A 19,074-nucleotide genomic window follows, 5' to 3' on the forward strand; every position below is an offset into this window, starting at 1 on the left:
GGGAAGAATTGAGGTGGGCGATCTTTGCTCTGCAGCCCCTGGCTCCGCCAGGGGGTAGAAGCGGCGAGTGCGCTGCTGACCGTTGCGGCGTGGTGCGCGACCCCCTGGCGAAGCCAGTGGCTGGAATGAGGGATACAGTTCGCACTGGCGCGGTTGTGCTGGCGGCGCTGGTCGCGCGCGTTGTTTGCGGCGGGCAAGGGTTAGTGCAGCGGGTCGAGAGGTTCAATGCAGGCGAGGGCGCCAGTCGAAGAAGTGAGTAGAGATGCGCGGCGCCGCCGAGGATGGCGGTGCGCTTGCTCAACACTCGCCAAAACCTACGGAAGACATTTTGGGCACGGATGCGCCCAGCGAACGCGTCGCGCGGTCATGACGACTGCGCGGCGGCCGATGACACGTTGCTCGGATCGCCAACGCATCACGTTTCCTTATGTTTGAAAACCGTAGCTTGAAGCTCGACCTTTTGGCGCTCGCGCTGCTGGCGGCGTGCGCCTTCTTAGGGACGGCGTTGGCGACTTACGATCCGGCCGACCCGCCGGGGACGCTCGTCTACCCGCCGCCCGCAGAATATCGGAATGCCTGCGGACCGATCGGCGCGTACGCGGCCCACGCTTTGTACGCGGGCGTCGGATTCGCGGCGTACTACTTGCTCGGTTCGTTGCTGGTGATCAGCGCGCTGCTCTTGAAGCGGCGTGAAATCGATCAGCCGGTGCTGAGGGGCGTCGGGTGGGCCGTTTCCCTGGCGGCGTTCGCGACGCTGTTCGCCATGCTGTTTCAGCAGAGCTCGCCGGGCCCGGAAGTGGGGGCGGGCGGGTATCTCGGCGCGATGGGCTTTGCGCTGTTGGAGTCGAAGTTTGCGACGATCGGAGCCTTCATTCTGGCGCTCAGCGTGCTGCTGGCCGGGTTGCTGTTGTGTACGGACTATTTGCTGCTGCGCTTCGCGGCGAAGACGACCGTGGTGTCGGGGGCGGGGCTGATGCAGCTGGGCCGCGTCGGACAGCGCATGGCGACGTTGGCCGCGCATCCGCGGCGGGCGAGCGACCTTGACGACGTCATCGAATCGGAAGCGGACGACGTGGACGAGGGCGACGCAGAGACCGGGGAGCAAGAAGATGAGTGGGACGAGGCAGAAGCGGCTGAAGGCGACGACGAGGCCGAGGAAGAACTGACGCTGCGGGTGAAGACGCCCAGCAGCAAGCAGCAGGCGGCCGAAGAGGAGGAAGATCTGACCGCGATCGACGGCGACGCGGATGAAGCTGGCGGCGACGCCGCGACGGCCGGCGAGAAGGCTCCGGGGATGCGAGCCAAGGTGGCGGCGGCGCTGACGATCAAGAACAATCGCATCGCGAAGCCGCAGCCGAAGAGCGAGCGCGACGAAGTGATGGAGCAGCTCGACGCCGCCGAGAGCCAAGGCGCCGGCGAATTCGACTACCAGCTGCCGCCGCTCGATTTGCTCCTGCCCTCGGACGAAGTGAGCTACGAGGAGCATGAGAAGGAAGTCCGCCGGAAGGCGAAGATTCTGGAAAAGACGTTCCAGAACTTCGGCTTCAACGTGAAGGTGGTGGAGATTGAGACCGGGCCGGTGATCGCGCAGTTTGAAGTGGAGCTTGAGGCAGGCTTGCGGCTCTCGAAGATCACTGGCCTGGCGGACGATCTGGCAATCGCGCTGCGGGTGCCGAGCGTGCGCATCGTGGCGCCGATTCCGGGCAAGAACACCGTTGGCATCGAAGTGCCGAACGAGCACCGTCAGCTGGTGCGCATCCGCGAGGTGATCGAGGAGACGAACGGCCGCGCCAAGCGGATGAAGATCCCAATCTATCTCGGCAAAGACGTCGCCGGCAATGCGATGGCGGTCGATCTGACGTCGCTGCCGCATCTGTTGATCGCCGGTCGCACGGGTACCGGTAAGTCGGTCTGTCTCAATTCAATCATCGTCTCGATGATCATGAGTCGCGGGCCGGACGAAGTGCGGATGCTGATGATCGACCCCAAAATGGTCGAACTGAGCGGGTACCGCCAGCTGCCGCATTTGATGCATCCGGTGGTGACCGACATGAAGAAGGCCGAGGCAATTCTCGGCTGGGCCGTCGACAAGATGGAGGAGCGGTACGCGCTGCTCGCCCGGGCGGGCGTGCGGCATGTGACGGTCTACAACCAGCTCGGCGAGGAAGAGCTGCGCGAGCGGATCAAACCGACCAGCGAGCTCGAGTGGGAGAACATTCCGCGAAACTTGCCGTTTATTGTGATCGTCGCCGACGAAATGGCGGACCTCATGATGACCGCCGGCAAAGAGGTGGAACAGCACATTATCCGTCTGGCCCAGAAGAGTCGCGCGGTCGGCATTCATCTGATTCTCGCCACGCAGAAACCGACCGTCGACGTCATTACCGGGTTGATCAAATCGAACCTGCCGGCCCGCATTGCCTTCCAGGTGGCGAGCCGGACCGACAGCCGCGTCGTTCTCGATGAGAATGGCGCCGACAAGCTGCTGGGCAACGGCGATATGCTGTTCTTGTCGCCGGGAACGAGCCAACTGTTGCGCGGACAGGGGACGTACCTTTCGGACGATGAGATCACGCGCGTGACGGAGTTCGTCGCCACCGATTCGCCGCAGTTCGCGCGGGAACTGATCGAGCTGAAGTCGAAGGACGAGCAAGCGGCCGAGATGCCGACGCCCGGGACCGACATGAAGAGCCGCGACGAGTTGTACGAAGCGGCCGTCGACATCGTGGTGCGCGAGCGGCGCGGGAGCGTGTCGCTGCTGCAGCGCTGCCTGGGCATTGGGTATGGACGCGCGGCGCGGTTAATCGATTACATGGCGGAGGACGGCATCGTCGGCGAGTACAACGGTTCGCAGGCGCGGGAGGTGGCGATCTCGATCGAAGATTGGGAGGCGATGGCCAGCGCGAACAAAGAGGAGAAGACCGGCGAGGCGCCGGCCGCCGCCACGACCGCTGCGCCGCAGCCGCTGACTGCCGCCAACGTGCAGCCGAAGCAGCGGCGTGCGACGAAGATCTTGCCCGGCTCAGACGAGCCAAGCGACCTGGAAGAGGAACCGACGCGGGCGAAGGGCCGCGGGTTGCGCTTGGGTCGCGCCGCGGCGGATGAACATGAGACGGACGATGAGGACGCAGCAGTCGACGAGTCGGACGACGAGACGCCGTGGGACGAGGAGGATGAAGCGACCGCAGGGGAGGATGAGGAGTTCGAGGAGGAGGATGCGGCCGAAGACCCCGAAACGGATGAGGATGAAGAGACGAGCGCCGACGAGGAGTGGGACGACGACGAGATCGACGCCGACGAAGATGAGAATCTCGGCGACAGCGAACTGTGGGATGAAGACGCTGAGTCTGAATGGGACGACGAAGAGGACGCCGATGACGGGGCGGATGGCCCCGGAACACGGGCTGCCAGCGCTTAACGGCGTCCCCCTCTCGGGTGGGGGCGGCTGTTGAGGGGGCTGAGACGCAATATGTCGATAAAAGCGACGCGTTTGGTGGACAAAACGTCGCCCCAACCGTAAAGTGGGAGACGACGGAAGTCTGGGCTCCGCCGCACCCGGGGCAATGAATTCCGCCCGCCCGGCGACAGTAACGCCGCGCTCTCATTATCGACACCGCTCTGATTGACCCCTTCGAGGAGGACGCTAGTGGACGCTAAGAGACATTTTGCGCGCGCGACGTGGACTGTCGCGCTTTCCGCCACATTGCTGGCGGGTTCTCAAGCATCGGCCGTGCCGATGCTCTTCTCCGGCCTCAGCTCCGACGGCCATCCGGTGTCGGCCATTGCCGACTTCATTCTCAACGACGCGACCGACACGGTTAGCGTGACGCTGAACAACACCACGACGACGACGCTCGACGCGGGCGAGTTGTTCACGGGGCTCGATTTCACGATCAGCGGCCTGACGCCGACGCTCACGTCGGACACGGGCATTCAGCGAACGGTCGATGGCGCGGGGGCGTTCGTCGACACCGGCTCGCCGCAGAATCTCTCGTGGTCGGTCGCTTCGCTGGGCGGCGGCGTGCATCAGATCAACTTCAACCCGAACGCCAAGGATGCGATCATCGGTCCGCCCACCGCGGGGAGCTATGCCACCGCCAATGGATCGATCAAAGGGAACGCCGGCCACAACCCGTTCGCCGCCCTGGAGGCAAAGTTTGAGCTCAGCGTGCCGGGGTTGGGACCGAACTCGATCGTCGAGTTGCGGACCTTCCGATTTGGCACAACGCTCGATCCAGCGACCGGGACGATTACGCCGCTGCCCGAGCCGGCTGCGCTGGCGCTGGCTGGGATCGGGTTGGTCGCGATGGGGGCTCGGCGTCGCCGACGATAGCTAATCCTCGGTTGGCAGCGTCCCGCCGCGGTTTGACAGACGGTGTTTTGGGCCTTATCCTTGCAGAGGCTCAACCTAGAGGAGTTTGGACCTTTCGATGCCCGCGAAGCAGCCGCTTGCGATGATTCACCCGATGCCGTACGGCGTCGTCGTGATTGGCATGATTATTCGAAAGGTCCGGCCTTAGGGGTTGATGACTCACGCTTGAGATCGCACAAACCCTGAGGCCGAAAGGCCTCGGGGTTTTTTTGTTTTGTAGCCCCGGGCTCCGCCCGGGGGGTGAATTGCCAAACGAGACTGCCGGCCTAACGATCAGGCGACGCGACCCCCGGGCAGAGCCCGGGGCTGAGAGAACCAGAAAGCTATTCGATGCAAATCCAAATCTACGACACGACGCTACGCGACGGGGCCCAGGGCGAGGGGGTGAGCTTTTCGCTCGAGGACAAGATCCTCATCGCGCGGCGGCTCGACGAACTCGGGTTCGACTACATCGAAGGGGGCTACCCGCTGTCGAACCCCAAGGATGCCGAGTTCTTCCAGCGGTTGGCGGCCGAGCCGCTGAAGCGGTCGAAGCTGTGCGCCTTCGGCATGACGCGACGTCGCGGGATGAAACCGGCCGACGATCCGGGCATGAAGTGTTTGCTCGATGCGCAGACGCCGGCGGTGACGATCGTCGGCAAGTCGAGCGACTTTCACGCGACGGAAATCCTCGGAGTTTCGCTCGAAGAGAATCTCGCGATGATCAGCGACACGGTCGCCTATCTCGTCTCGCAAGGGCGGCAGGTCATCTACGACGCCGAGCATTTCTTTGACTCGTGGAAGTCGAACCCAAAGTACGCCGCGGAGACGATTCGCGCCGCGGCAAAAGCGGGCGCCTCGCTGGTGGTCATGTGCGACACCAACGGCGGCACGCTGCCGGAGGAGATCGAGCGGATCACCAAAGAAGCGTCGGTCACGGTGAACGCGCCGCTGGGAATTCACTGCCACAACGATTGCGAGCTGGCGGTTGCCAACTCGTTGGCCGCGGTCGACGCCGGCGCCATTCAGGTGCAAGGGACGATCAACGGACTGGGCGAGCGCTGCGGCAATGTCGACCTCATCTCGGTGATCGGCAACCTGGCCCTCAAGAAGAAGGGGTACGAGGTGCTCGCCGGGGACGACGTGCAGCACCTCACCGAGCTGTCGCGCTACGTCTACGAAGTGGCCAACATGAACTTCCGCAACGGTCAGCCGTTCGTCGGGGCGAGCGCGTTCGCCCACAAGGGAGGAATGCACGTCCATGCCGTGGCGAAGGCGGCCCACAGCTACGAGCATATCGATCCGGCCGCCGTCGGCAACGAACGCCGCATCCTGGTGAGCGAACTGTCGGGGCGATCGAACATCATCGCCCTGGCGACGAAGCACAATCTGGCCCAGGACAAGGACCTGATGACGCGCGTGCTCGACGAGATCGTCGATCGCGAGAATCGGGGCTTTCAGTACGAGGCGGCCGAGGCGTCGTTCGAACTGTTGGTGCGGCAACTGGCGGGTGACTTCCATCCCCACTTCAATCTCGATCGCTACCGCGTCTCGGTGAGTAGCCGTGAAGATCAGACGGTTACGGAAGCGACCGTGAAGCTAACCATCGGCGACGACGTTTTCCTGGAAGTTGCTGAAGGGGACGGCCCCGTGAACGCCCTCGATGCGGCGCTGCGCGGCGCGCTGGTGAAGCGGTTCCCGAGCGTGGCGACGATGCACCTCAGTGATTACAAAGTTCGCGTCATCAACGGCGAGGCGGGCACCGCGGCTCGCGTGCGAGTCATCATCGAGAGCCAGGATGAGGAAGACAGCTGGACGACCGTCGGCGTCCATGAGAACGTTATTGAAGCCAGCTGGGGCGCTTTGGTCGACAGCATTGAGTACAAGCTGTGCAAAGACGACGGCGGCGGGAAGTAATCGCAGAATGCTGAATGCTGAATGCGGAATAGGGAGAGGAAGGGCCTTCATTGATGCAGGGAATTCGAGCAGTGGCTTTCCGGTTTGGCTGATTCACATCTCTTGGAGTAGAATTGAGACATGGAAATCACGCTGCAAAATATTCCGCTGCCATTGGACCAGGCTTTGGTGATTCGGGCCTCGACAGAAGGGAAGAGCGTCGATCGCGTTGCGCTGGAGGTTCTCCAATCAAGCCTCGGCATTGTTGAGGAAATCAAGCAACCGGTTGTGAAGCAAGACACAGATGGCAATGGAGCCTCCCAGCCGAAGAAGTATCGCGACTTGTCAGACATCGCTGGGACTTGGGTAGAAGATCCAGAGTTCGACGCAATCTTGGCAGAGCAGCGTCGTATTGATCCGGAACTGTGGAAGTGAAGCTACTTTTCGGCGCCAATCGCTACGCGGACATGGCGCGTGGCGAGCCATCGGTCGTCGCGCGGATGGAGGCCGCTGAATGGCTCTATCTTTCCGTGATTGTTGTCGGTGAATTGCGAACTGGCTTTGCGGGCGGTTCGCGAAGCCGAGAGAACGAACGCGAGTTCGAACGAACCCTGCAACGATCGAATACCTCCATCTTGTTGTTGGACGAGCAGACGCCGGAGTTTTATGCTCGGGTATTCCATTCGCTCCGTCGCCAGGGCACCCCCATCCCGACCAACGATATGTGGATCGCCGCGCAAGCCCTGCAGCACGGCCTCGCGCTCGACACGCGGGACGTCCATTTCCAGCATGTCCCCGGCCTGACGCTGGTTTAGGCCCTTCTGCCGCCATTTCCGGCCTGGCGTTTCCCCCTTTGCGCCTTTGCGCCTTTGCGTGAGAATCTTCTACATCAAATCTCACGCAAAGGCGCGAAGACGCAAAGAAATACCGAAGAAACTGCTACAGACTATGAGCGACGATTTCCTCTCCGCCGCCGGCGAGCTCCCCTCCCAGTACGACCACGAAGGCGCCCAGCGGCGTTGGTACAAGGTCTGGGAAGAGCGCGGCTACTTCCACGCCGAGCCAGGCGCCAAGGACGCCGCCGGCAACGTCAAACCGCCCTACACGATCGTCATCCCGCCGCCGAACGTCACGGGCGCCCTCCACCTCGGCCACGCGCTGAACAACACGCTGCAAGACATCCTCATTCGCATGAAGCGGATGCAGGGGTTCAACGCCCTTTGGATGCCGGGGACCGACCATGCGGGGATCGCCACGCAGGCGGTCGTCGAGCGGCGGCTGCTCGAAGAGCAAAAGCTCTCGCGGCACGATCTCGGCCGCGAAGGACTCATCGAAAAAATCTGGGAGTGGAAAGCCCAGTACGAAAAGCGAATCATCGGCCAGCTGAAGCAGATCGGTTGCAGCTGCGATTGGGAGCGGCTGCGGTTCACGCTCGACGAGACCTGCGCGCGGGCCGTCCGCGAGACGTTCTTCAATCTGTTCAAGGATGGAAAAATCTACCGCGGCAAACGGCTCGTCAATTGGGATACCTATCTCCAGACCGCCGTCAGCGACGACGAAGTTTTCAAGGAACCGGTGAAGGGCCACTTCTGGCACTTCAAGTACCCGGTGGTGAAGGACGCGAAGTGGAAAAAGGGCGAGCCGGAGTTCGTCACGATCGCCACGACGCGCCCTGAGACGATGCTCGGCGACACGGCGGTGGCGGTGCACCCCGACCCAGCGGCGGCGTTCGACAAAATCCAAGCCGAACTCCGCGAAAAAATGTTAGCCGCGACCGACAAGGAGCGCGGCCCCCTCAACGAACAAGCCGACCTCCTCCTCGAACGCCGCGCCAAGATGCTCCCGCATCTCGAAACGCTCCGCGATATGGCGAAGCGAGGCGTCATGCTCGAACTCCCCCTCACCGGCCGCCAGATTCCGCTCATCGCCGACGAATGGGCGAAGCCGGAGCTCGGCTCGGGCTGCGTGAAGATCACGCCGGCCCACGACGAGAACGACTACGGCGTGTGGCAAAGAAGCCACATGATCGAAATCCGAAACATCATGAACCCCGATGGCACTCTAAATGACAGCGTACCATCGGAATATCGCGGCATGTCAATGAAGCAGGCGCGGACTCAGGTACTTCATGACTTGGAAGCCAAGGGATTCTTCAATCCGGAGACGGATTGTGAAGATCGTGAAATTGAAATGCCATTCAGCGATCGCTCGAAGACCCCGATCGAGCCGTTCCTAGCTGACCAGTGGTTCGTCATGATGGGGGAACATGTTCGACACAAGAGAGTTCAAGAGGAGGGCAAGGCAACCAGAATCATCGAAACTACTGAGCCAGGTTTGGCACAATCGGCAATGGATGCCGTTATTGATGGACGGGTTAAAATCGTACCCGAGCGGTACGCAAAAACTTACCTCGACTGGTTAAGTGAAAAGCGAGATTGGCCCGTCGGACGACAACTTTGGTGGGGGCATCGAATTCCGGTGTGGTCGCTCGATATGTCCCAGGTTCGAGCGCTTGTTGAGATCAAAGATCCTAAAGAAGCGGATGATAGGAAGGCAAAGTATTTTTCGGAAGCCGGCGAGGAGCTGAAGAAGATTGAGGCCTTCGTAAATAGCGACGATGCAGCAATTAAAGTCGTACAAGGGAGCGAAAGTGTTTACTACGTTTGTGTGCGTAATGAACAGAATCAGGAACTGATCAATCTTCTCGAATCAAGCAAGTGGTTCAAGCAAGAAACCGACGTCCTCGACACCTGGTTCTCCTCCGCCCTCTGGCCCCACTCCACCCTCGGCTGGCCCGACGAAACGCCCGAACTCAAAGCCTTCTACCCGACGACCGCGCTGGTCACTAGCCGCGACATCATCACCCTCTGGGTCGCGCGGATGGTCCTCACTGGCCTCTACAACATGGGCGAGGTCCCGTTCTCCAGCGTCTACATTCACCCCAAGATTCTCGACGGCTACGGCGAGACAATGTCGAAGTCGAAGGGGAACGGCGTCGACCCGCTCGACGTGGTGGAGAAGTTCGGCGCCGACGCCCTGCGGTTCGGGCTGGCGTACCTCGCCACCGAAACGCAAGACGTGCGGATGCCGGTGGAGTTCGAATGCCCCCACTGCCAGGCGCTCATCGCGCAGACGAAAAAGAACCGCACTCTCGTGCGAATCGAGTGCGACAAGTGCGGCCAGCCCTTCCGCACGCAGTGGGCCGAATCGCACGGCACGCCCGAGGACCAAGTCCTACCGCGCGGCGCCGTGGTCAGCGACCGCTTCGAACTCGGCCGCCGCTTCTGCAATAAGCTCTGGAATGCGTCGCGGTTCTCGCTGATGAACCTCAGCGACTACGCAAAATCCCAGAGCGAGCCGGGTCGTCCCGACCCCGGCGCGCTCGACCTCACGCTCGAAGACCGCTGGCTATTGTCCCGCTTAGCGACCGTCACCGGCGAAGTGACCGAGGCGATTGAGACTTATCGCTTCGCTGACGCGGCGCGGCTACTGTATGCGTTCGCCTGGAATGACTTCTGCGATTACTACGTGGAAATGACGAAGGCTCGGTTTGGCGGTGGTACTGTGGGAGGAGTCTCCAACTCCGAGACGGCTCGCATCGGTAACCAGACCGGAATCGGCGTCGGAGACGCCTCCCAAAGTGATAAAGCGGTCGCGCAGCGGGTGCTGGCGCATGTGCTGGATGCGCTGTTGCGGTTGCTGCATCCGATGGTTCCGTTCTTGGCCGAAGAGGTGTGGCAGTTGTTGGGGCAGGTGGCGCCGGACCGGTGGCTGACGCCCGCCGGCTCGCCGGCGGAATCGGTGTGCATCGCTGATTGGCCGGTGGCCGACAAGTCGCGGATTGATGCGACTATTGAAACGCAGTTCGCCGATTTCCAGGCGGTGCTTGGCGCCGTGCGCGAGTTGCGGATGGGACAGAACATCGCCCCGCGCGAAGCAGTCGAGTTCACCGTCCGTTGCGACGAGGCGACCGCCAAGCTGCTTGAGCCGATGGCGCCCTACTTTCTGCAAATGGCCAAGGCGACGTCCCTCGCTTGGGGCCCCAAAGCAACGGCGCCCGAGACGGCGGCGTCGAGCCAAGTGTCCGGCGCGCGGGGGCCGATCGAGGTCCATCTCGACGTCAGCCGGTTCATCGACGTCGAGGCTGAGAAGAAGCGGCTGGCCAAACAGATCGAGCAGTTGCAGGGGTTCGCCAAATCAATGGAAGCGAAGCTAAACAACGAAAGCTTTGTGAGTCGGGCCCCCGCCGACGTGGTGCAGCAGCAGCGCGACAAGTTGGCGGAGACGAAGGGGCTCATCGAATCTGCCCAAGCGGCCCTGAAAAAGCTTGGTTGACGCGGTGCGGTCGGAGTCGGCGGAACTTGCGGCGGCTACGGCTGGATTGACCGTACCGACGGCGCGACGGGACGCTTTTGCGTCAAAAGAGGCCGGTAAGCTATACTTTTCTCCGGGGCCGGGAATTCCGCCAAGAGCCGGCCGAGCTTGGCGAATAGGCCCTCAAGGAATCGCGTTCCTCGCAGTCGTCCCGAGATCTGCCGCACGCAGGGTTCACCCGCAGGCGGCAAATCTCGGCATGACTCGCGATCGCCCTGATGGGCGATGCGCGACCGCGGCCGTTACCCAGGGCGTGCGGTGATTTGGCGATGGAGGTCGCGATGTTGGAGTTGCTGTTTATTCTCGCGGCGGTCGTTGGCGGCACCGTGATGGTGTTTCAGTTCGGGCTGACCGTCCTAGGGCTCAGCGATCATGGCGACGCCGTCGGGGACTTGGCCGACGTCCACGCCGGCCATGGGTTTGACGGAGACGTTTCGACGGCGGACGGCGACGTGTCGGGCGATCACCACACGTCTGTCGCGACTGCGGCCGATGGACAATTGCATCCTGACAGCAGTTGGCTATTCGGGGTGGTGACTTTCCGGACCTTGGTGGCCGCTCTAGCCTTCTTCGGGCTGGCTGGGATGGCAGCGTTGCGGATGGAGTTGGCTCGGCCCGTCGCGCTGATTCTGGCCCTCGGGGGAGGATTTGCCGCAATGTACGGAATGTACTGGTCGATGCGGACCGTCGCCGGCCTGGCATCGTCGGGGAATGAGCGCATTGGCAACGCGGTGGGACGCCGCGGAACGGTCTATATCCCAATTCCGGCCGAAAACGCCGGGGCAGGGAAAGTCCAGCTTTCGATGCAAAACCGCATCGTAGAGTTTCTGGCAGTTACAGACGAAGCCGAACGATTGCCGACGGGGTCGACGGTAGAAGTCATCGCGGTCGCGGGCAGCGACACGCTCCATGTACGTCGCGCGGTAGAGCCTGCGCACGCATAGGATTCGGCCCTTCGCATCGCTTAACATCGTAAAACGATAACCGTCTACGTTTAGGTTGAGGTTCCTGATATGTCCCAAATGTTGCTACTGGCCTTTGAGATGCCTTCCATCCCCGTTATCGCGGCGAGTGCCGCCGTTCTGACGGTGATGGGCATGCTCGGCATGGTCATTTTGCTGAAGACCAACTACAAACGCTGCTCCAGTAACCAAGTCTTGGTGATCTTTGGTAAGACCTTGCAGGGCCAGGCGGCGAAGACCGTGCACGGCGGGGCGGCGTTCGTCGTCCCCCTCATCCAGGACTACCGCTACCTCAGCCTGGAGCCAATCCAGATCGAAATCCCGCTGCGCGGCGCGTTGTCGGTCGAGAATATTCGCGTCAACGTGCCGAGCGTCTTCACCGTCGCCATCGGCACGCAGCCCGACGTGATGACGAACGCGGCCATCCGGTTGCTCGACCTCAGCGTGCAAGACGTGCGCAAGCAGGCCGAGGAAATTATCTTCGGCCAGCTGCGGCAGGTGATCGCCTCGATGGGGATCGAGGACATCAACCGCAATCGTGATACGTTCCTGGAGCACATTCAGAACTCGGTCGAGCCGGAACTCAAGAAGATCGGCCTCGTGCTGATCAACGTCAACATCACCGACATCACCGACGAGAGCGGCTACATCGACGCGATCGGCAAGAAAGCGGCGTCGCAGGCGATTCAGCAGGCCCGCGGCGACGTGGCGGATCAGGAAAAGCTCGGCGAGGTGCGCGTCGCCGACGCCGATCGCGAGAAGGCGATCCAGGTTGCCAGCGCCACCAAGCTCAAGGAAATCGGCACCCGCGAAGCGCAACGGGAGCAGGCCGTGCGGTTGGCTGAACTGGTGAAGGAACAGACCATCGGCGAGCAAACCGCGGCCTTCCAACGCGATACGCAAGTAAAGGAAGCCGAGCAGCAGATGCGTATTTCGGTCGCGGAGGCGAATGCCAAGGCGGTCGACGGCGAAAACGTGGCCGAAGCCAAGGTCGCCGCATCGCAGGCGACGCTGCTCGTGCAGAAGGCCGAAGCGTACCAGAAGGGCGAAGTTCGCAAGCGTGAAGCCGAGGCGGCCGTGGCCGAGGCTCAGCACCGGGCGATGGCGAAGGCGGCCATTGCCAATGCCGAGCGGGTCGAGGCCGAGGAGCGGGCGAAGCTCGAAGCGCCGGCCAAGGCCCAAAAGGCGCGGATCCTCGTCGACGCCGCGGCCGAAGCGGATAAGCGTCGCCTCGAAGCCGAGGGCGAGGCGGCCGCGATTTACGCGAAGCTCGAAGCCGAGGCCCGCGGCCAGTATGAAATCCTCGCCAAGAAGGGCGAGGGCCTGAAGCAGATCGTCGAGGCCTGCGGCGGGGCCAAGGAGGCGTTCCAACTGATGATGCTCGAGCACCTCGACAAGCTCGCGGAGTCGAGCGCCAAGGCGATTAGCAACATCAAATTCGACAAAATCGTCGTGTGGGAGAACGGCGGCGGGGCCAACGGCCGCTCGAGCACGGCCGACTTCCTGCACAAGATGGCCGGGACGCTGCCGCCGATGATGCAGGTGATGCGCGACATCGGCGGGGTCGACATCCCTGAGAGCCTGGCGCGGTTGGCGGGCGAGGAACCCGAGAAGCCCGCGAGCAGTGATCGCGTCAAGGCGGAAGAAAATGGAGCGGCGCCGGCGCGGAGCTAACGCAGCCGCGGGTCAACGACCCGCCGGAGCGGCGATCGCTGATACTGAAGGATGAATGCGGGTAGCGCCTTTGTGCCGCTCCGGCCGGTCGTTGACCGGCGGCTACTGTGCAGCTGCTGGCGCTAGTGCCGATGTTGCCCCATCATGCGGCTCCGTTCCATCGCCTCTTCGGCGAGACGAATGTAGCCCATTTCGTTCGTGCCGGCGTAGGCCCGCTGATAGGTCACGCTGAGGGCGGTAAAGCTGAACGGGTCTCCCGGTTCGAGCTCGGTCACGCGCACGGCGTGCTGGATCGCTTCCTCATGCCGGCCCAGGCGCTGCAGCACCACCGCCAAGGCGGAGTGGGCTAGCGCGTAGGAGTCGTCCGCAGCAACCGCTTGCTCAAGTTTAGCGACCGCCTCCTCGAGCTTGCCTTCGGCCTTGAGTTTGTCGGCTTCGTCGTAAAGTTTTACTACTTCGGACATGATGGAACGCCGCTGGGGGAGTGAGCAAATATGCGGTTGCCCGCAACAACATACGAAGTCGCCGCAAAGCTAGTCTCGACTTGCGGCATTCATTGTACTGCGAAACGTTGCGCGGAGGACAGGGGGCGTCCTAGCTAGGGTGTTGCAGCTCAAGTACTTACGAGCGGTAAACCCCCCATGAGGGGGAAGGAGAGTGCATCTTGCCCGTGGCACGAAACCGCGGCGCCCTTTCGCTAGCAACGACGATTTGCTGGTCAAACGCTAAGCCCACACAATCGGAACGACCGATAGAAGCGGCAGCGGCGAAGTTCCCTGCCGAACTCGCTGCGCCGGCGCCCGACGAACTGCCGCCCCGCTTTCGCCGCCACGTCGCCGACGTCACGTCAACGCCTTCGGTCAGTTGTGAGGACCCGCCACGATGATTCATCCCACTGCCGTCGTTAGTCCTCGCGCCGTCGTCCATTCGAGCGTCGAGATCGGCCCCTTTTCGATCGTGGAAGCCGATGCGGTCATCGGGCAAGGGTGCAAGCTCGCGGGGCGAACGACGATCAAATCACACACGGTGCTCGGCCGCGACGTCATCGTCGGCGAGGGGGCCGTGCTTGGCGGGCTGCCGCAGCATATCAGCCCGCCGGAACACCCAGGCCGCGTGGTCGTCGGCGAACGGACCGTCATTCGCGAGAATGTCACCATTCACCGGGCGATGATCGGCGAGGGTGAAACGCGAATCGGCAGCGATTGCCTGATGATGGTCGGCAGCCATGCGGCGCACGACGTTCGCGTCGGCAACCGGGTGATCATTACGAACAACGTTTTACTGGGCGGGCACGTCCAGGTCGGCGACCGGGCCGTGCTCGGCGGCGCCGCGGCAGTTCACCAGTTCTGTCGCATCGGTCGGCTCGCGATGATCGGCGCCTGCGCGAAGGTCGTGCAGGACGTGCCGCCGTTCGTCATGACTGACGGCGAGTCGGCGATGATCGTCGGCTTGAACAAGGTCGGCCTGCGGCGATCGGGCATGACCCGCGAAGAGATGGACGACTTGAAGGCTGCGTACCGCTTGATCCACCGCCAGGGGCTGCTCTTCGACGAAATGGTCGCTGCGCTGGCAGCCGCCTATCCCAGCGGACCTGCCGCGGAATTTGCGGAGTTTTATCGCGGCGGCAAACGCGGCTTCGTCCAGGAACGGCGCAGCCCGCCGAAAGTCGCGATTCGAATTCATGCGGCGCAAGACGAACTCGAAGACGAAGATTCTTCGGAGCAACGGACGCGCAAGGCCGGCTAACCGCCGCAACGGAGCCTGTCCATGTCTTCTACCCCTGGCTCCGCCAGGGGTAGAACAGCGCCGGACAACGCTTACCGGTATGGTGGCCGACTCCCTGGCGGAGCCAGGGGCTGAAAAGGCAACACATAGCCAAAATAGAAACGCCGGCGGGAACAATTCGTTCCGGCCGGCGTTTTTTACTTTTGCGTCCAATCCGCTAAGCGGATCAGCCCGTCTACTTACCCGCAGCCAGCGCCGCTTGGGCCGCGGCAAGTCGCGCGATCGGCACGCGGAACGGGCTGCACGAGACGTAATCAAGCCCGACCGTGTGGCAGAACTTGATCGAGGCGGGGTCGCCGCCATGCTCGCCGCAGATGCCGCACTTCAGGCCCTTCTTGACCGAGCGACCCTTGTTGACGCCCATCTCGACCAACTGACCGACGCCCGTGACGTCGAGCGATTGGAACGGATCCTGCGCCAACAACTCGTTGTTGATGTAGTCGGGCAGGAACGTGTTGATGTCGTCGCGGCTGAAGCCGAACGTCATCTGCGTCAGGTCGTTCGTGCCGAAGCTGAAGAAGTCGGCCTGCTCGCCGATTTGGTCGGCGGTCAGCGCGGCCCGCGGAATTTCGATCATCGTGCCAATGAGGATATTCAGCTTGCCGGTGAACTTCTTGGCTTCCTTCACCGCGTCGATCACGGCTTGCGTCTGGTCGCGGAGCATCTTCAGCTCAGCGGCCGTGCCCACCAGCGGAATCATGATCTCGACCTGGGCGTCGATCTTCTTCTCGACGCAGGCGATGGCGGCTTCAACGATCGCGGTGACCTGGGTTTCCAGGATCTCCGGATAGGTGACCGCGAGGCGGCAACCGCGGTGGCCGAGCATCGGGTTCTGCTCGTGCAGCTGGGCGACGCGGTTCTTCACGAAGGCCGGCGAAACGTTCAGTTCCTTGGCGAGTTCGCCTTGGGCCTTGGCGTCGTGCGGCAGGAATTCGTGCAGCGGCGGATCCAGCAAGCGGATCGTGACCGGCAAGCCCTTCATCGCGGTGAAGAGGCCGATAAAGTCCTTCCGCTGCAGCGGAAGCAGGTTCTTGAGCGCCTTCTTTCGGTCGGCGAGGTTGTCGGCCAGAATCATCGCCCGCATGGCGACGATGCGATCGCCTTCGAAGAACATGTGCTCGGTGCGGCAGAGGCCGATGCCTTCGGCGCCGAACTCGCGAGCTCGCTTCGCGTCAGCCGGGGTGTCGGCGTTCGTGCGGACCTTGAGGGTGCGGTACTTATCGGCCCAGCCCATCACGGTGGCGAAGTCGCCCGAGAGCTTGGGCTCTTGCGTGGCGATCTCGCCGAGCATCACTTCGCCAGTTGAGCCGTCGATCGACAGCACGTCGTTGTGGGTGAAGGTCTTGCCGCCAACCTTGATCTTGCGGGCCTTTTCGTCAATCTGGACGTCGCCGGCGCCGGCGACGCAGCAACGACCCCAGCCGCGGGCGACGACCGCCGCGTGGCTGGTCATGCCGCCGGTGCTGGTGAGGATGCCGGCTGCGAGATGCATGCCGTCGATATCTTCAGGGTTCGTTTCCTTGCGGACGAGCAATACCTTCTCGCCGGCGTGAGTCCGCTCCACCGCTTCCGACGCGGTAAAGGCGAGCTTGCCGACGGCGGCGCCGGGCGAGGCGGGAAGGCCGACGGTCAGGAGCTTGCCATCCTTCTTGGCCGTCGCCTTGGCGGCGGGGGTGAAGCTGGGCAGCAGTAACTGGGTGAGATCGCCGGCCGGGATGCGCTGCACGGCGGTCTTCTCGTCAATCAGCTTTTCCTTGACCATGTCGCAGGCGATCTTCACGGCGGCGGCGCCGGTCCGCTTGCCGTTGCGCGTCTGCAGCATGTACAGGACGCCGCGCTCGATGGTGAACTCGATGTCCTGCACGTCTTTGTAGTGCGACTCGAGCAGGTCCTTGATCTCTAGCAATCGCTTGTGGATGGCCTTGTTCCACTTGGGCATTTCGGCGACTGGCAGCGGGGTGCGGATGCCGGCGACGACGTCTTCGCCCTGGGCGTTCACGAGGAATTCGCCATAGAACTTGTTCTCGCCGGTCGACGGATTGCGGGTGAACGCGACGCCCGTGCCGCAGTCATCGCCCATGTTGCCGAAGACCATCGACTGCACGTTGACGGCCGTGCCGAGCAGGCCGGTGATGTTCTCGACCTGGCGATACTTCACGGCGCGGGGCTGCATCCAGCTCTTGAAGACCGCCTCGACGGAGGCTTCGAGTTGCTCGAGCGGATCTTGCGGGAAGGGCTTGCCGTAGTGGTGTTGGTAGACCTTCTTGTACTCGTCGCAGAGCTCGATCATCCCCTCGAGCGGGACTTCATTGTCGAGCTTGGCCTTGTACTTCGACTTGATCTTGGCAAAGGCGACTTCAAAATGCTCGTGATCGACGCCCGAAACGACGTCGCCGAACATGTTGATCAGGCGACGGTAAGAGTCGTAAGCGAACCGCTCATTCTGCGTCGCGTTGGCCAGACCGACGACCGCTTCGTCGTTGAGACCGAGGTTGAGGATCGTGTTCATCATGCCCGGCATCGACGCCGCGGCGCCGGAACGGACGGAGACCAGCAGCGGCAACTTCGAGTCGCCGAACTTCTTGCCGGTTTCCTTTTCGAGAATGGCGACGTTCTTGCGAACCTCGTCCATGAGACCGGGCGGCAGCTTCTGCTTGTGCTTGTAGTAGAGGTCGCAGACTTCCGTGGTGATCGTGAAGCCCGGAGGGACCGGCAGGCCAATGCTGGTCATGTCGGCGAGGTTGGCGCCTTTGCCGCCGAGGAGTTGCTTCTGGTTGCTCTTCCCTTCGGTCTTGGTCTTGCCGAAGTAGTAGGCCATCTTGGTGGCGCCAGCGGTCTTTGCCATCGTTGTGAGTTACCTTGTGAGTTTCGATGAAACGTTGAATCGAATGCCGAGGCGCGACGGGCGTCGGTGCGGCAACCGTTGTGGCTGCGGGCGAATTCGGCACGGCGGAATGTTCGGTGTCGTCATCCCCCCAGGGGCGACGTTGAGTTTTCAGCGACGGGCCCGCTTTGCTAGGGGATTCCGCCGAGTGAAAACAAGCCCTACAAGCTAGCCCTGAGGTTGGGGAGCGTCAAGGCGGCGGCGGCGCGGCCGGGAGAGTCTCAATATCCGCCAGGCGCGGCAGTCCGTTCGAAATCGTTCATCTTCCGGATTGCTTTTCGCCGCGCAGTTTTGTATAGTGGACTGATGTTCATATTCGCCTGCTTCAGGCTACCGGTGCGCTGTCCAGCTGTCGCTGACTGTTGGATCCGGCATCATCATGGTGCACATTCAGACTTAAAGGCTCTTGTGAATGCTTACGGGACTCGACTGTTGGGCGAGAGTGGCCAGGGTTTGCCGGTTCCTGGACAATGAGCGTCCAATCGAATTGTGTCGCGACATTTGTCGCCCGGTGTCGTGACTCTAACCCCATTGATTCTAAGGGATTTCGCTTTCTGTCGCCAAAAATCGATCACGCGACAGATAGCGACAAATGCCCCTCTCACGAGCCTTCGTCGTCGCAGGGTAGTCGGCGTGGTAGTAATTGGAACTGAGGCGTTGGACCAGGGTCGCGCGTCACTTCGGCGCGTAGTGCGCCATCCGAGTCGGCTCCCGCAAGCGATAGCCGCGGCAAGCTTCGAGCACGAGGTCGAGCGCCGTCGGCAGGTTGATCTTATGGCCGACGGAAAATGTGGAGCGGATTGACGCGGTCGCGGGTGCGGAGCGCGGCGCCGATGAGTTCGTGCTTATCTCAAGGTTGGTGTAGCTGCCGGCTTCGTCCGCGGGTTCGTCATGCGTACCGATGAGGCGGGACATCGCGCAGCCGATGGTCGGCTTGTCGAGCAATAGGCCGTGATGGGCGGCGATGCCGAGGCGGCGGGGGCGGGACGCCCCGGCTCGCTGGAAGAGATGAGATGGCGAATCGTTTCCTAATTCTACTACCACGGGCGCAACAAAAAAGGCGGCCCGACTCGCAGTTGCGAATCGGGCCGCCCCGAACCGTCTTGACCAAGCCTCATCTATCGACTCAGGGTTTCCCCTCTGAGTCT

General features: G+C 62.3%; 12 protein-coding genes. 9 read left to right on the forward strand and 3 right to left on the reverse strand.

What is annotated here, in order from left to right; all coding sequences use genetic code 11:
- The first annotated feature begins 427 nt into the window (after positions 1 to 427).
- From I41_RS06100 to I41_RS06135, 8 genes are all read left to right on the forward strand, one after another.
- The gene (locus I41_RS06100) at positions 428 to 3,418 is read left to right on the forward strand and encodes an FtsK/SpoIIIE family DNA translocase (protein WP_145431703.1); all 2,991 of its coding nucleotides are present in this window, start codon (positions 428 to 430) and stop codon (positions 3,416 to 3,418) included.
- A 228-nt stretch (positions 3,419 to 3,646) separates the two neighbouring features.
- Positions 3,647 to 4,333: a PEP-CTERM sorting domain-containing protein gene (locus tag I41_RS06105; RefSeq protein WP_145431704.1), complete on the forward strand. Its 687-nt coding sequence runs from the start codon at positions 3,647 to 3,649 to the stop codon at positions 4,331 to 4,333.
- A gap of 369 nt (positions 4,334 to 4,702) precedes the next feature.
- On the forward strand, positions 4,703 to 6,268 hold the full coding sequence (cimA, locus tag I41_RS06110) for a citramalate synthase (protein ID WP_145431705.1): 1,566 nt from the start codon (positions 4,703 to 4,705) through the stop codon (positions 6,266 to 6,268).
- A gap of 120 nt (positions 6,269 to 6,388) precedes the next feature.
- Positions 6,389 to 6,682, forward strand: coding sequence for a hypothetical protein (locus tag I41_RS06115; protein WP_145431706.1), 294 nt, complete (start codon positions 6,389 to 6,391; stop codon positions 6,680 to 6,682).
- Positions 6,679 to 7,062 (forward strand): type II toxin-antitoxin system VapC family toxin, encoded by a 384-nt coding sequence (locus tag I41_RS06120; RefSeq protein WP_210421120.1) that lies wholly within the window; start codon positions 6,679 to 6,681, stop codon positions 7,060 to 7,062. The genes I41_RS06115 and I41_RS06120 overlap by 4 nt, the downstream gene beginning before the upstream one ends.
- Positions 7,063 to 7,195: 133 nt before the next feature.
- A complete protein-coding gene (locus I41_RS06125; protein ID WP_145431707.1) occupies positions 7,196 to 10,582 on the forward strand; it encodes a valine--tRNA ligase in 3,387 nt (1,128 codons plus the stop codon).
- A gap of 320 nt (positions 10,583 to 10,902) precedes the next feature.
- On the forward strand, positions 10,903 to 11,565 hold the full coding sequence (locus I41_RS06130) for a hypothetical protein (RefSeq protein WP_145431708.1): 663 nt from the start codon (positions 10,903 to 10,905) through the stop codon (positions 11,563 to 11,565).
- A 69-nt stretch (positions 11,566 to 11,634) separates the two neighbouring features.
- On the forward strand, positions 11,635 to 13,257 hold the full coding sequence (locus tag I41_RS06135; protein ID WP_145431709.1) for a flotillin family protein: 1,623 nt from the start codon (positions 11,635 to 11,637) through the stop codon (positions 13,255 to 13,257).
- Between the two features lie 122 nt (positions 13,258 to 13,379).
- Here I41_RS06135 and I41_RS06140 read toward each other — a convergent pair whose 3' ends face one another.
- The gene (locus I41_RS06140; protein WP_145431710.1) at positions 13,380 to 13,721 is read right to left on the reverse strand and encodes a tetratricopeptide repeat protein; all 342 of its coding nucleotides are present in this window, start codon (positions 13,719 to 13,721) and stop codon (positions 13,380 to 13,382) included.
- A gap of 418 nt (positions 13,722 to 14,139) precedes the next feature.
- Between I41_RS06140 and lpxA the strand changes: the two genes are divergently transcribed.
- Positions 14,140 to 15,003: an acyl-ACP--UDP-N-acetylglucosamine O-acyltransferase gene (gene lpxA, locus I41_RS06145; RefSeq protein ID WP_145431711.1), complete on the forward strand. Its 864-nt coding sequence runs from the start codon at positions 14,140 to 14,142 to the stop codon at positions 15,001 to 15,003.
- A gap of 214 nt (positions 15,004 to 15,217) precedes the next feature.
- Here the strand turns inward: lpxA and ppdK are convergent, their stop codons facing one another.
- Together ppdK and I41_RS06155 are read right to left on the reverse strand one after the other, a co-directional pair.
- Positions 15,218 to 17,887 carry a pyruvate, phosphate dikinase gene (gene ppdK, locus I41_RS06150; RefSeq protein ID WP_145431712.1) on the reverse strand — a complete coding sequence of 890 codons (2,670 nt, stop codon included), beginning with the start codon at positions 17,885 to 17,887 and terminating at the stop codon, positions 15,218 to 15,220.
- A gap of 714 nt (positions 17,888 to 18,601) precedes the next feature.
- A complete protein-coding gene (locus I41_RS06155) occupies positions 18,602 to 18,970 on the reverse strand; it encodes an endonuclease V (protein WP_168206726.1) in 369 nt (122 codons plus the stop codon).
- Positions 18,971 to 19,074: the final 104 nt, after the last annotated feature.

The sequence above is a fragment of the Lacipirellula limnantheis genome, from assembly GCF_007746075.1.
GTDB lineage: Bacteria > Planctomycetota > Planctomycetia > Pirellulales > Lacipirellulaceae > Lacipirellula > Lacipirellula limnantheis.

Bases quoted from the DNA above. Each gene is read 5' to 3' on its own strand.
- cimA (WP_145431705.1), top strand. From the start codon at position 4,703: ATGCAAATCCAAATCTACGACACGACGCTACGCGACGGGGCCCAGGGC.
- I41_RS06140 (WP_145431710.1), bottom strand. From the start codon at position 13,721: ATGTCCGAAGTAGTAAAACTTTACGACGAAGCCGACAAACTCAAGGCC.
- I41_RS06135 (WP_145431709.1), top strand. From the start codon at position 11,635: ATGTCCCAAATGTTGCTACTGGCCTTTGAGATGCCTTCCATCCCCGTT.
- I41_RS06125 (WP_145431707.1), top strand. From the start codon at position 7,196: ATGAGCGACGATTTCCTCTCCGCCGCCGGCGAGCTCCCCTCCCAGTAC.
- ppdK (WP_145431712.1), bottom strand. From the start codon at position 17,887: ATGGCAAAGACCGCTGGCGCCACCAAGATGGCCTACTACTTCGGCAAG.
- lpxA (WP_145431711.1), top strand. From the start codon at position 14,140: ATGATTCATCCCACTGCCGTCGTTAGTCCTCGCGCCGTCGTCCATTCG.
- I41_RS06130 (WP_145431708.1), top strand. From the start codon at position 10,903: ATGTTGGAGTTGCTGTTTATTCTCGCGGCGGTCGTTGGCGGCACCGTG.
- I41_RS06100 (WP_145431703.1), top strand. From the start codon at position 428: ATGTTTGAAAACCGTAGCTTGAAGCTCGACCTTTTGGCGCTCGCGCTG.
- I41_RS06115 (WP_145431706.1), top strand. From the start codon at position 6,389: ATGGAAATCACGCTGCAAAATATTCCGCTGCCATTGGACCAGGCTTTG.